General features: G+C 47.2%; 9 protein-coding genes. 1 reads left to right on the top strand and 8 read right to left on the bottom strand.

All coding sequences use genetic code 11. The features are described from left to right. Positions 1 to 218: 218 nt before the first annotated feature. Entirely contained in the window at positions 219 to 1,841 is a 1,623-nt protein-coding gene (locus tag BBR47_RS28595) for a family 10 glycosylhydrolase (RefSeq protein ID WP_015893886.1), read from the bottom strand. Positions 1,842 to 2,082: 241 nt separating this feature from the next. Between BBR47_RS28595 and BBR47_RS28590 the strand changes: the two genes are divergently transcribed. Continuing rightward, positions 2,083 to 3,033, top strand: coding sequence for a lipase/acyltransferase domain-containing protein (locus BBR47_RS28590; protein WP_015893885.1), 951 nt, complete (start codon positions 2,083 to 2,085; stop codon positions 3,031 to 3,033). A gap of 58 nt (positions 3,034 to 3,091) precedes the next feature. On the opposite strand, the gene BBR47_RS31865 is transcribed toward BBR47_RS28590, so the two are convergent. From BBR47_RS31865 to BBR47_RS31425, 7 genes are all read right to left on the bottom strand, one after another. Then, entirely contained in the window at positions 3,092 to 7,963 is a 4,872-nt protein-coding gene (locus tag BBR47_RS31865) for a collagen binding domain-containing protein (RefSeq protein WP_015893884.1), read from the bottom strand. A 54-nt stretch (positions 7,964 to 8,017) separates the two neighbouring features. Then, positions 8,018 to 8,635, bottom strand: coding sequence for a class D sortase (locus BBR47_RS28580; RefSeq protein ID WP_015893883.1), 618 nt, complete (start codon positions 8,633 to 8,635; stop codon positions 8,018 to 8,020). 258 nt (positions 8,636 to 8,893) lie between these two features. Further along, on the bottom strand, positions 8,894 to 9,526 hold the full coding sequence (locus BBR47_RS28575; RefSeq protein ID WP_015893882.1) for a YHYH domain-containing protein: 633 nt from the start codon (positions 9,524 to 9,526) through the stop codon (positions 8,894 to 8,896). 10 nt (positions 9,527 to 9,536) lie between these two features. Further along, on the bottom strand, positions 9,537 to 10,169 hold the full coding sequence (locus tag BBR47_RS28570) for a LysE family translocator (protein WP_015893881.1): 633 nt from the start codon (positions 10,167 to 10,169) through the stop codon (positions 9,537 to 9,539). Between the two features lie 151 nt (positions 10,170 to 10,320). Beyond that, positions 10,321 to 12,084, bottom strand: a complete 1,764-nt coding sequence (locus BBR47_RS28565; protein ID WP_015893880.1) for an SH3 domain-containing protein — start codon at positions 12,082 to 12,084, stop codon at positions 10,321 to 10,323. A 14-nt stretch (positions 12,085 to 12,098) separates the two neighbouring features. After that, positions 12,099 to 13,034, bottom strand: coding sequence for a hypothetical protein (locus BBR47_RS28560; RefSeq protein ID WP_015893879.1), 936 nt, complete (start codon positions 13,032 to 13,034; stop codon positions 12,099 to 12,101). Next, positions 13,031 to 13,180, bottom strand: a complete 150-nt coding sequence (locus BBR47_RS31425; protein WP_007724683.1) for a hypothetical protein — start codon at positions 13,178 to 13,180, stop codon at positions 13,031 to 13,033. The genes BBR47_RS28560 and BBR47_RS31425 overlap by 4 nt, the downstream gene beginning before the upstream one ends. Between the last annotated feature and the right edge of the window lie 64 nt (positions 13,181 to 13,244).

Below are 13,244 nucleotides of genomic sequence, written 5' to 3'. Positions count from 1 at the left end.
AGTACTGGCGATGAACCCTGATTTACTTATCGTGTTTGAAGGGGATCAGAATATCGAGCAGTTTACCAAAATAGCTCCAACGGTAGTGATTCCATACGCTAAGAAGTCAATCCGCGAAGAAAAGGCTTGTCGACAGTAAAAAATAACAGCGTAGAAGAAAAACCCCCGAAACACATGTAGCAAGTATGCTCTGCTACAAGTATTCGGGGGTAATTTATTTAGCGGTTGTAATAGCTGCTAAGAGCTGGGAGCAGACCCAATGGATTTTTCCGCAAATCCTTGGCACTAAAGAAAATGCTGCCTTGAACCTGAGGAACCATCGCGTTGAAATTCAACTGGTTGATAATCTCCTGGGCACTCTGCCAGCCAGCTTCGGCCGTTCCCAGCTTGTATGGCGAATGACCGATGTAGAGCTTGACGTTCGTGCCTTGTACTTCGTTTGCCCACCAAGTAACGAGCTTGTCGTATTGGGCAGGGGCGAAGGAAAAGCTCCAATAAATTTGCGGAGTCACATAATCAATCCATCCTTGTTGAATCCACGTGCGCACATCGGCAAACATGTGGTCATAAGCAGTAACGCCAGCTTTTGTATCGGAGCCGGTCGGATCGACGTTGCTGTTGCGCCATACACCGAATGGACTGATCCCGAACTGAACGTGAGGCTTGACGCTCTTGATAGACTGATTCATTTGTTGAACAAACTGATTGATATTATCGCGGCGCCAGTCTGCTTTGGACACGATTTTTTTGCTGTTGTAAGCCTTGAATGCTGCATCGTCTGCAAAGGCGACATTGGAAGGATAGAAATAATCATCCAAATGGACACCATCGATGTCATAGCGTTGTACGACTTCCATTACTTCATTAATAATTTGCTGACGTGCTGCGGGAACACCCGGATTGATGTAAAGCTTTTTGTTGGCATTCACAATCCAGTCAGGATGCTGCTTGATCACGTGATTCGCTGGCAATTGGTCTGTTTTTGCATCTGTAGTGGCACGGAACGGGTTGAACCAAGCATGGAATTGCATCCCGCGTCTATGCGTTTCTTGTACCATAAAGGCAAGCGGGTCGTAGCCAGGATCTTTCCCTGGAGTTCCCGTCAAAAATCTCGACCATGGAGTGAGTGTAGAAGGATACAGTGCATCTCCAGATGGGCGAACTTGCACGAAAGCAGCGTTCATTCCCATGGCTTGCAGCTCATCGAGCAGCTGTATGTATTCTTGTTGCTGCTTTGCTGGATTTCCGTATGAACCGGAAGAAGGCCAGTCCAAGTTGTAGACCGTAGATATCCATACCCCGTGCAAATTTCCATTTGTCACGACAGGTGTGCCTGGTTCCATCGCGCCGTTTCCACTCAATATATCCTGTGGTGGCGGAGTCATGGTAGCGACGTTGCCGCTTTGCAGGCGGATGGTTCTTGTTTTGTCTTCCCAGTTTACCGCAAGGCCCAACTGCTCAGAGACAAAACGCAGCGGAACCATAATTCTCCCTTGTTTGTTCTGAACGGAAGCATCGAGTGGGATGCTGTTGTTGTTCACGCGAGCGTTCTTTTGATTAACCGTCAGCGACAACAAGGTATCTTGCTTACTGATCGTTGCAGTTTGAGACTTTGGCTCCCAATTTACTTCGGCTCCCAGATTTTCACCGATCACCCGCATTGGAACCATCGTTACATCTGCTTTTGGAACAATGTACGGAGCGACGTCACTTTTGATTTGTTGCCCGTCCAAATAGATGCTGATGCCAGAGGATGTCTGCGCAGCCTGCACGGATATCCCCATCGTTGGAATACATAGTACGAACATTAGCAAAAGCATAAACCACTTGCGTACCTTCATTTTTGCCAATCCTCCGACAAGTATAGATTTGCTTACTACATTAGCCAATTCGTTAGACGCTTTATTATATCGCTTTGTTACGCTCAAGTGGGAAGATTATTGTAACGATTCGCTCCATTTCGGTGAAAAATGATGAGACTCATCGAAGCAAGGGAACCTCCCAAGCTTCACTGGCATAGGCAAAAGCATATGTTGTTTTCCTTCTGGTCATGGGACAAAAGAGAGGGAAAGGAGTGCAAGCATGAGTTCTTTTCTTGCGCCAAAGGCACCGATTGTTTTTGTTCCGGGGCTGTTTGGGTCGATGAGTGATCAAATTATTCCGGGTACTGGTGACTGGGGCTTCGGGTTTGCTCGAACGGCTTACGAGCCATTTATCCGTTTGCTTGGAAAAATGGGTTACCCCCTCAATGAACAATTGTTTGTAGCTTTTTATGATTGGCGAAGGCAGATCGATATTTCAGCCGAGCGCTTTTTACTGCCTGTCATCGAGCGAGCGAAGCAAACGACTGGTGCCCCTTGTGTCAATCTCATTTGCCATAGCATGGGGGGCCTTGTTGCTAGAGCCTATGTCCAGGGTGAATTTTATCAAAACGATGTGGATCAACTGCTCATCTTTGCGACTCCTAACGCAGGATCGCCTGTTGCCTACAGCTATTGGGCAGGAGGGAAGCTGCCGCGCTCTGTTTCTGGCAAAAGAAATGTCGTGGAGCTATACATGAGTGTATATCTGGCCTATTTGGAGCAAAGCATCCCTTTTCATCGCATACAAGCTATTCACAGACACTTTCCCAGTCTCCTTGATCTTACTCCGTCAGCAGCATATGGCGATTATTTGTTGGAGAAAAAACAGGGAGTAGAAGCCTTTGTGCCTTATAAACAGATGGTCGTGAAAAATCAATACATGGACAATTTGAACGCAACGATGGGGATTATCGCAGCCCGCAATATTCGCGTCACGCTGGTAGCTGGTATCGGACATGAAACGATTCATTACCTGCGAACAGTCCCTTCGCTATCTCCCGATAAATGGGTCGATGGAAGAGTAGTGGGCTCGATCAATAGTGATGCTGGGGATGGGAGTGTCATGGCGAACAGTGTATTTGCACTAGAAGGGGAGCGTTATTACGTAGAGGCTACACATCTGGAGATTTTGTATAAAAGTGAACCGCTTCTCCGGCAATTGCTAGAGTAGGGGAAAAAAGAGGACCAAGCCGGGAAGATCCCTGGACTCGGTCCTTTCTTTAGATGAACTACGCCTTCTTATTTCTGCGATACATGATCGAAATACCGATCAAGATCGAAACGATACCTGCAACGATAGGGAGTGGGTTCGCTTGCTCTCCCGTTTGAGGCAATACTTTACCTGTTGATGGAGATGCGTTACTGGTTTCCAGGACGTTGGAGTTATTAGCAGCTCCCGAATCGTTCGGTTTGGTCGTATTTCCTGTTTGATTCGACTCTCCTGAAGTGTTGTTGTTTGCATCAGGAGTGCCAGGTTGATCCGAGTTCCCAGGTTGGTCTGGGTTTTCGGATTGGTCTGGGTTTTCGGATTGGTCTGGGTTACCAGGCTGGTCTGGGTTCCCAGGTTGGTCTGGGTTTCCAGGTTGGTCTGGTTTGCTAGGTTGATCCGGTTTGCTAGGTTTACCTGGTTTGTCTGGTTTATCCGGTTTGTCTGGTCTATCCGGCTTCTCTGGCTTCTCTGGTTTTTCCGGTTCGGGCTCTGGTTTTGGTTCTGGTTCTGGTTCAGGCTCTGGCTTCGGTTCTGGCTTTTCGGGCTCCGGTTCAGGTTTTGGCTCAGGATTTCCGCCACCACCACCACCACCGCCGCCGCTTGGAAGCACATCGTTTTCAGCAGTGACCAACACATGGTCGCCAGCTACTTGGTTTCTTTTAATCTCGAATTCGATTGGCTTGCTGCTTTTTACATAACCAGCAGGTGCTTTCGTCTCGATAAACTCATATTTGCCCGGATTCAGTCCTTCGACAATCAGCTCTCCGTTGCCATCTGTTGTCAGCTTGGTAAGCTCCTGACCGTTCATATCTTTGGCTACCTGACCATTTTCATCTCGGAGCGTAAATTCAGCTCCTTTGAGCTTATGATTTGGGTATCCTGTTCTTACTTTGGTCAGTTTCACAGACCCTGGGTTCAATCTGTTGGTCAACGTAAGAGAGGCAATGCCTTCCTCTGTCACTTCGAATTTCAGTGGTTCAGCAAGCTCATAATCAGCAAGGGCTTTTGTTTCCACGAGCTGGTAGAATCCTGCTTTCAGGTTTTCGAGGAGAAGGATACCGTTCTTATCCGTTGTGAGTCCACTTTGCAGTATTTTCCCGTCAGCATCTTGAAGCTCAAAGGTTACGCCAGGAAGTGGCTCTTTGGTGTAGTGGTCCACTTTCAACAATTGAACGGACCCGATCTTTTTGGCGTTCTTTTTCGTAAGGGTTACAATTTCTGTCTGGTTGGAGGCAATTTTGAATGAAATCGGAGTCGCATCCAGCTTGTATCCCTTCGGAGCTTTCGTTTCGACTAGCTGATAGTTTCCTTCTGCCAGATCGCCTTTGGAGACTTTTCCGTCAGGGCCGGTTGTCAGCTCAGCGATCGTTTCGAATGCTCCGCCTCTTTCAACCTGCAGATTGAAGACAGCGCCTTCCAGTGCTTTGCCAGCATTCTCCGCGTCAACTTTGGTTAACTCAAATCCTTGACGGAGCAGCTTGTTGTCGATGGTCATTTCGATTGTAACTGGAATAGCAGGGTCAGCACCTGCAGGAGCTTTTAACGTAATGTCTTTTCCGTTTCTGTACTCGTCTGCGATGACGTAGCCAACAGGAGCGGATAATTCTTTTAACTTGTACGCTTTAAATTTGTAGCCTTTGAAAGTAGCAATGCCATTTTCATCGGTCACGACTGTTTCCAGCAAGGTTTTCCCTGCCTTGTCGTAGAGACCAAACGTGGCGCCTGCCAATGCTTTTTTCGTATCTGCGTCTGTTTTGATGATTTTCAAGTCGCCTTTACCAGGCGTGCCGGCTCCGCCACCAGCACCGGACAAGCTGACTTTGACACCTTCTTGTCCATCTTTCCCTTTACCTACAACTGTTTTCCCTGCAAAAGAGGCTTCGTTTTTGATGACCTCTCCATGATCAGCATTGATAAAGGAACGGTACTCCAGGATGTAGGCAGTGTGCAGGTCGTTTTTAAAAGTCAGTTTAAAGGTGTTGCCGACTACTTCTAATGTGTAGTTCTCAGAAGTCACTTCTTTTCCGATAGTCAGGGCACCGGATTCAGAGACAGTTGTCGTAAAGAGCTTGAAGGAGTCTTTCATCAGAATTTGATTGCTGGACAGCGTATCGGTCAATGCAGCACCTGCCGAAATGTACGACTGGCTCGGATTGATTTTTACTGTCCATGTTGCATACTCTGAATCTGCTCCTGTACCTTGTGCGCCTGTTTTGAGGACGTACTGCCCACCGTATGTCGGTCTGACGGTCGTCTTGCCTTTATAGAGTGGAGTGCCAGTTATGTCACTATCATGCATAGTGGCATTGTTTTCGTACACTTCTCCGACAGGCAGATCAGCCAAACTGGTTGTGTACGTGATGCGATAGGCCGAGTCGATCTCGCCAAGATGCAGCTCAAAACCGTTGGTTAATGGGTCGAATTTGATAGGAACAACTGGTCCTTCGACCACTTTCACACCGTCTGCTCCACCTGTAAGCAGCAACTTATGCACGCGTAACGAGTCCTTCACAAAAGTTTGTTCTCCGGTATAAAAATCCCGAATGATCGCGTTGTTAATCTTGTGAAGGTTATAGTTCACATCGATTGTCCACGTGATTTCTTTTGTGCGGGCGTCGTATTTACCTGTTTTGTTGCCGTTATTGCTGGTGTAGCTGTCTGGTTTAACAGTAGCGGATTTCGTGATAGGGTCTTGTGCTTTCCCATTTTCCTTCCAGTTCAGTTCAGCCTTGTTTTTGTACGCGGATGGACGGTCCTTGGAAGTAGGATCGAACTTCGTCAGGTACGTAATTACAAGGGCTTTTGTGACTGGTTTGTGGAAGGTGATCTTGAGTCCATCCTCGTACTTTGGATTCGGAGAGATGCTGTAGTCTTTGTCAGGACCTTCTTCCAAATCCTTTGTCCAATCGTTGATTTTTACTTTGTCAGGAAGAAGAGTCAGCCCTTGACCCGCATAACTGTCAGTAATGACGACTTCATCCATCACCTGATTGTCCTCGTTTAGACTCAGCGTCCATTCGATCGTTTTATTCAGGTAATCAACTTTTTCTTTTTTGGCGTTTTTCCAGAAGATTGCTTGCGTGATCTCTTTGGATGCATCTTTTTTGGTTCCGTCGTAGATCTCTACTTCATTTTTCACGAGGTAGCTGTCTTGGTGGACCCGATTTTTAGCTTTGGTTTTGTAGGTGATTTCGTAAGCAGCCGATACGTCATGATCAAACTCCAAGCGGAAGCCGGTAGCAGACTCGGTTACGTTGTACCCTGTGATGGCAGCCCCGTCTTTTGTTCCGTTTCCGTTGTCGTCGATGGTCATTTTATGAACGGTAAAAGAATTATTCACGAGCTCTTGATGACTGGTATCAAAGCGATCCTCGAGCCATGCATCACCTTGCTTGATCAGTTTTTCATTGTAGTTGTACTGAATAGCCCAGGTGATCGTCTGTTTGGTGTAATCATAGTCAATCGCTTTTTTGTTCAGAGGTTGGCTGAATCGGACAGAGACATTTGCGGAATCGATTAAATCCTTTGGAAGGTTCGTTCCTGTAACAGTGGCTTTATTCGTGTAGGTTGTATCTGTCGTACCGGTGACGTTGGTCTTGTACGTGACGCGATAAGCACCGTCGATGTCGCCAAAGTTCATTTTGAACCCATTTCCTTCTGTCAATTTCTCAGGAGTGAAGGTAGTTACCTCAGCCTTTGGTTTAACAGAGCCATTCAACTGAACGTCTAATGGGAAGACCTTAATCGAGCTCATGTCGATATCCAGACCGCTTGGAAGCTCATCCGTAAAGACAGCGCCTTTAATCGGATTTTCACCTAAGTTAAAATCGACGGTCCAGTCAAGATAGCTAGGATTCATTCCCTTGTTTGCTTTTCCGTTCTTGTCGATTTCATTGTTGTTTTTGCCTTTGAAATGGACAGAAATCGGGGCGATGCCATCGAATTTGAAATCGATTTCCTGTCTCGTGCCGCCCTCAAACTTTTTCTCATCGAATTCCCGCCACACAAAGAACGTTCCGTCATTGATCTCAGCGCCATCATTGATGGTATCGCTAAAAGTGAAGGTGACGGTGCCATCGGTTGTCACTTCATAGGTACCGTAGCCTCCGTTCAGATCTCCGGTCAAAACGCGATCGGTTCGAAACTTATCTGGGAGGGGGAAGGTAAAGGTGGCACCTTCTGAGTAAGGATGTCCGGCAGGGATTTTCCAGGTGAAATCAACTTGAACACGCGAGCCCTGATCGGGGCGGATGTCTTCAATGTTGTTTCCGTCTTTGTCCTTCATGACTACGCTGGTGATGATGTTGTCTTTGATGATGTTGTCTTCAGGGTCTGGAACTGGTACCGGAACCTCTGGTAGAGGAACTGGTGGTTCAACAGGTGGCGTAGTCGGAGTACCTGTACCTGGATTGGTAGGAGTCCCTGTACCTGGATCGGTAGGAGTCCCTGTACCTGGATCGGTAGGAGTCCCTGTACCTGGATCGGTAGGAGTCCCTGTACCTGGATCGGTAGGAGTTCCTGTACCCGGATCGGTAGGAGTCCCTGTGCCCGGATCGGTAGGGTTACCTGTACCCGGATCGGTAGGGTTACCTGTACCCGGATCAGTAGGGTTGCCCGTTCCCGGATCGGTAGGAGTTCCAGTGCCCGGATCAGTAGGGTTGCCCGTTCCTGGATCGGTAGGAGTTCCAGTGCCCGGATCAGTAGGGTTGCCCGTTCCTGGATCGGTAGGAGTTCCAGTGCCCGGATCAGTAGGGTTGCCCGTTCCCGGCTCCCCACTATTCTCTACGACAACCTCACCTTGTGTTTGGGCATACGTGGTTGTCGTGAAACCGAAAAAGTTTTGGATGATGAGCAAAAGTGCCACCACAACGATCCAAGATTTCCTTTGCATATGCTCCTCCTGTACTAAATAAAACTAGCTCATTCCGTCTTTCAGTAGGACGTGTTAGGGCTGAGATGAAGTCGTTTGTTTCCATTCAGCTTGAACGATCAGTCTGTCCTTCGGATCCTTTGCTCCAACAGGGGTGCATGTGACCAAGGTGATCAATGGCTTCTTTTGATCCTCTAGAACTTCTACTTGTGCACGATCTACGATAAAGGCTTTCACGACAACGAATTGGTAGGTTGCCGTTTTCGTCTTGATCTCAATCTCATCGTTAGGTGCTAGTTCGTCCAAGCGATTGAATTGCTTACCGTGAATAATCCCGCGATGACCTGCCAGTCCAACATTGTTCACGCCGAATTCCTTGTCTGGCTCGATCAGGCCAACACCTTTACTCAAGGCATGCTTGTCCGCGCCTTCAAAAATCATCATTTTCAGATCAATTTTGGGAATCCGAATCACGCCTCTGGCACCTTCCAACATAGCGAGCGGCTCTTGTATCTGAGGAGCTGGAGGGTCCTCTGATGTAGTTGTTTCTATTTGCTCGCTGACGTTGCTTAGTTGTTCGAACGCTTCGATGAGCTGTTCCTGCTTTTGTGCAGATACCGCCGTTTCCCATTGAGGATAGAAAAGGAGGAATAAGCCTGCCAAGATAAACCCGGCACTTAACAGCACTCGCACATTCTTCAACTCCCTTTTCGCACCGTTAACTCAATTCATCTTTCCCCCCTTGTCCCAATTTTTCGTTAACTATGTTTGGCAAGGGCATCCTTCGTTGTACAAGTCTTGCTAGTCAAGAACAACAGATTCACCCGCTGTTCCAATTGTGAAAAAATGCCTAGAGGTATCGTAATCTTTCGAACTATACAATTTCTGAACATGAAAAAAGCCAGAGGAGAAAGAATCTCCTTTCTGGCTTTTTTGGTCTTCATTCTATGGTTAATAGGCGACGCTTTTCGAAACAAATCCAACTAAAACCTTCCCGTTTGCATCAACGGTGGAGCCGTAATACCAATCTCCACGTTCACCGACTACTTGAACAAGTGCATCTTTGATAGCGTAGCCCCTGCCTGGACTTTCTGTGGAAGGGGTCGAGAAGAAGTAGCCTTTCTCTCCTTGAATTTTGACAGTCTTAGGAGTAGTCGGTGTATACGAAGTGACCACTGTTTTGGAAATGTAGCCTTGATCCATGGCAATAAATTCCGACTGTGTACCGGATGCTTTGATTTCAAAGCCATACCAAAGGGTTGCAGCAATGACAGAGTCAAGGGATGGAGCAGAATAAACGGTAGCATTGTCTACAGCTACAATTGTTTTCGAAGGGAGTATGTTTGGTTGTGTACGGGGGGCCGCTGGTTTTGGAGGGGCCGATTTTTTCACTTGGCTGTTGGAAGAACCACCGCCACCGTTGTGATAGTGATATTCCCCATATTGTAATCCCCATTTTTCACAGTTTGTTCTACAGGTGTGTCCACCATTTGCATCTGTTCTGCCTGGATGCGCCTCAATTATTTGAACAGGGAAAAAAGCAAAGCAAAGAATGAGTGCAAGTACAGAAATAATCTTTTTCATAGACAACCTCCTAAGGATTCGCTTTGGCCCGCAACAGATTCAACCCCATCCCGATAAAAACAATCCCCGTCAGCTTGTTGAGAATGACAGAGAACTTCTGATTATTACGCAATTTTTGCGTAGCGAAGGAAGCAAACAGGGCGAGGAGACTACACCAGATGCCACCCGTAACGGTAAAAGTGAGGCCGAGAATAAGGAAAGGGAGTGGTCCGGCTTCCGTCGCGCTAACAAATTGCGGGAGGAAGGCGATAAAAAACAGGGCGACCTTTGGATTCGTGACACTCGTCAGGATCGCTTGCAGATAGACCTTTTCACCCTTTAGCTTCTTGGAATCGGCTGCGTCAAAAGCTGGTGATTCCTTCGTCATGAGCATGCGAATGCCCAAATAAACGAGATAGGCGACCCCCAATATTTTGACGATGTTAAAAAGCACGATGGATTGCGCCAAAAGAAGCGACAAGCCGAAAGCAGCCAAGAGCGTGTGAATGAGTGAGCCTGTCAAAATGCCGAGAACCGAAAGAATACCTGCCTGTTTTCCTTGCGAAATGCTGCGGGTGATGATGTACATTGTGTCTGAGCCGGGTATCAGGTTCAACATGATTGCGGTCATCAGAAATGCTTCATAATGAACGATTCCAAACATCTCTTCTCACTCCTCATCTGTCTATAAAACAACAATAAATTATAGAATAATCAGACACCTGACGCAATGCGAAAAATGAGGAAAAGCTCCTGACGCAGATCAAGGGTGTGTGCCATGATCGCGAGAGGAGCCCATTATTCAAGCGGACTGATTACGGCGTTGATTCGGTAGCGCGTATCCAGCCTTCTTTTCCATCAAACACAATCTGGTACCAGCCATTCAGATCTGCGATGACTTGGAAGGAACCATCTGCTGCTACCTGACCGATCTTCTCATATTCTTCACCGGGACCTGCAAAAACATCGGTTTTTTGAGTGGCAGGGGAAGGTTGATCCGTCGCTTCTGTTGAGCTGTCAGCAGGGGAAGGCGCTTCTCCTGACCCAGTTCCCTCGGTCGTTTCTTCGGAGCTCTGCTCCAAATCAGCCAGCTTTTCGATGTAAGCCAAGCCATTGTCCTCGAGCTTGAACAAAGCGATTTCGTTTTCCCCTTTCCCCACCGCATTTTTTAGGATCACATGCTCGGAGTCTTCTACGCTGAGTTCATCTGCCTCGACCGAAAAGCTCTTCTTCAGTGACTCTTTTGTCAAATTTGGAGAGAATGCCGCGTAGGCGTTAGCACGCTCCTTGCCGGAAGCACTTACGATAATCACAGGCTTTTCTTTACTTCCGAGCTTATCGTCGATCTTAGCCTTTGCCGTTTTTAAGTCGACATCCAGTGACTGATCCAGATAGAGGACCGAGTCATTCGGCATTTTCGCTGCGAAGTAAAGACGATGATCTGCCTCAGAGAGTCCAAATGCGTAAAGCTTTGCTCCCCAGCGATCTGTGCCGGAGAGTGTGTCGGTGAAGGTTCTGTCTGGATATCTCAATTGCAATAAACGTGCTGGATCGTATTCCAACCAGAGTTTATTCAGATCGGACAGGAGTGTAGCCGTATCCTGGAGCGGATTCAACTGTTCGTATAATTCACGCGCTTTGGTGAACTCAAACGACTTGATGTATTGTTCTGCCTGCTTGAGCTTGCCATCCAGATAGCGGGTGATCGAATCGAGGACAGGTGAATCACTGGAAAGCACATCCTCGATTTTGCGATAGGCGGCTGCCATGTCAACGAAGGCACTCAAATCCTTTGAACGAATGACTTCCTTGATTTCAGCTAGCGCATACTTTTCCAACTGACCCACTAACCAATCTGTCTCGATACCCAGCTTTTCGTAATGGCGTATGCTTGTAGCCGTCTTGGTGATGACTTCTTCAAAAGGAGCAGAAGCGATCAATTTCCGCAGCTTCGTCTTTTCATAGTTTTGGAACAAGGCCGTGAGTTCAGCCTGCTTCTTCTTTTTACCGCCGTAGTATTCATCTGGAACGGCAAGGAGTGTTTCGATGAAAGATTCGTCCTGGTAGTTTTCCTTTTCGAGATTTGATTGTGCCTGAGCCTTCGCTGTTTGCAAGGCATTCAAGTAATAATCGGAAAAGCTCTTATCCATACCCAAGCGTGCGGACAATTGCTGGAAAAACATTGCTGGTACGTCCTTTTGATTCTGGTAATTCTTTTTGACAGCTTGATATTGTTCATAGACCGCACCGATTTCTGCGACCTTCTTTTCCAAAATGGCCGCCCGCGATTGCTGTTGAAGCCCCTCCAGCTCAGTACGGATCGAAGCCAGTTGGAACATGATAGAGTTCCATTCGTCATCCCCGTAGGACAGGAAGGCCATATCATGCGCACGAGAAAAGGTTTCCTCGGCTTGCAGCAGGTTCTTTTGTTCATAAAACGCCTTTGCTTGTTTATACAACGTAATCTGCTTGTACCCGAATCCGAGCTTGAACAGAACAGCGATCAAACCCAAGGCAAAGAGTCCCAGAAAAATATTACGGACCCACAGGGACCTATGATAGGGAGAGATAGGCAACATAAAAGGCTCCTCCTTCACAGTAAGCCTTTGAAATCCGGGTCAAACGCGTAATGCGTATCCACCCTGTTTTTGGTAGAATGATATAGTTGTTCCCAGCCTTCGTCCCTATGGGTTTGTACCATTTTTGCCAATCGCAGAAGGCGCTCGCGAGGCAAAAAATCGATGAATTCGATAATTAGATCCTGATACTCGTCCACATAAGACTTCATGCGGAGCGCCGCACCTGCCACTTGACCGATGAGCTGATCCCCATTTTCCAGCAACAATATTTGATTTTTATAACGTCTAACATAAGTAAGCACGGATTTTTTGACGAGTGAAGGCTGGACCTTGATGACCTCGCGCACATATTCCATGAAGTCCTTGTCGTACATAGACGGGATGAGCGTTTCGAGCTCTAGCTCCATGTCTTTGCGTAGGACGTAATGATTGAGGAACATGATTTTGCGTATCTTGATCGTATCGGAATCGATGAAATGCCCGATCTCTCTCGTTTTTTCATAAGCTTCCTTGAGATGTCCTTCTTTGACGTCGTTGCCCACTTCCTCCAAATGACGGAGGAGTGACTTCTTGAGCGTCTCTATTTCCCGTGTTAAAAAGTGTTGGAATTGTACGTCTCTTTCATAGATGCCGTATTTTTTCTGTATCACGAAAAACAAGACGAACAACACACAGCCAATACCACCTGCGAGAGCCAATTGCAAAAGGGTATCCGCAGAAAGGAGAGCTAGACAGACGAACAAGCCCAAGAGCAAAAAGCGCGTCTGCACATAGCGGCGTGTCACCGTATGGGATACCTGGCGGATCGGTGTGTAGGCTCTCCCGCAACTCTCGCAATGCGTTTCCCACAGGACATGGTACGTATGGCATCGCGTGCACGCTTGGATTCTTTCATAAGTATGAGTGGTTTTACGGGTTTTGCGAAAGTGGACGCCGATTCGTTTTCTCATGGTGAATCCCTCTTCTCATTCAGTAAGGCATGAAGATGCTGATCGATTTCGGCGTTGGAGAGATTGCGCCGTTTCAGTCGTAGCAGCTTGAGGAATCGGACCGCTAGCAGCAAAAAAGCCGCAAACAAAAGAAAGTAAGTTAACATAAAATTTCTCCTAACGAAGTTGTCGAAATCTGTAACAAAGAATCATGTCGTATCGTATTACGAG

This window comes from Brevibacillus brevis NBRC 100599 (assembly GCF_000010165.1).
GTDB lineage: Bacteria > Bacillota > Bacilli > Brevibacillales > Brevibacillaceae > Brevibacillus > Brevibacillus brevis_D.
The sequence above is the reverse complement of the archived record's forward strand: the minus strand, read 5'-3'. Positions and strand labels throughout refer to the sequence as shown.

Excerpts from the sequence above, each read along its gene's own strand:
- BBR47_RS28565 (WP_015893880.1), bottom strand. The coding sequence starts at position 12,084 with ATGTTGCCTATCTCTCCCTATCATAGGTCCCTGTGGGTCCGTAATATT.
- BBR47_RS31865 (WP_015893884.1), bottom strand. The coding sequence starts at position 7,963 with ATGCAAAGGAAATCTTGGATCGTTGTGGTGGCACTTTTGCTCATCATC.
- BBR47_RS31425 (WP_007724683.1), bottom strand. The coding sequence starts at position 13,180 with ATGTTAACTTACTTTCTTTTGTTTGCGGCTTTTTTGCTGCTAGCGGTC.
- BBR47_RS28570 (WP_015893881.1), bottom strand. The coding sequence starts at position 10,169 with ATGTTTGGAATCGTTCATTATGAAGCATTTCTGATGACCGCAATCATG.
- BBR47_RS28560 (WP_015893879.1), bottom strand. The coding sequence starts at position 13,034 with ATGAGAAAACGAATCGGCGTCCACTTTCGCAAAACCCGTAAAACCACT.
- BBR47_RS28595 (WP_015893886.1), bottom strand. The coding sequence starts at position 1,841 with ATGAAGGTACGCAAGTGGTTTATGCTTTTGCTAATGTTCGTACTATGT.
- BBR47_RS28575 (WP_015893882.1), bottom strand. The coding sequence starts at position 9,526 with ATGAAAAAGATTATTTCTGTACTTGCACTCATTCTTTGCTTTGCTTTT.
- BBR47_RS28590 (WP_015893885.1), top strand. The coding sequence starts at position 2,083 with ATGAGTTCTTTTCTTGCGCCAAAGGCACCGATTGTTTTTGTTCCGGGG.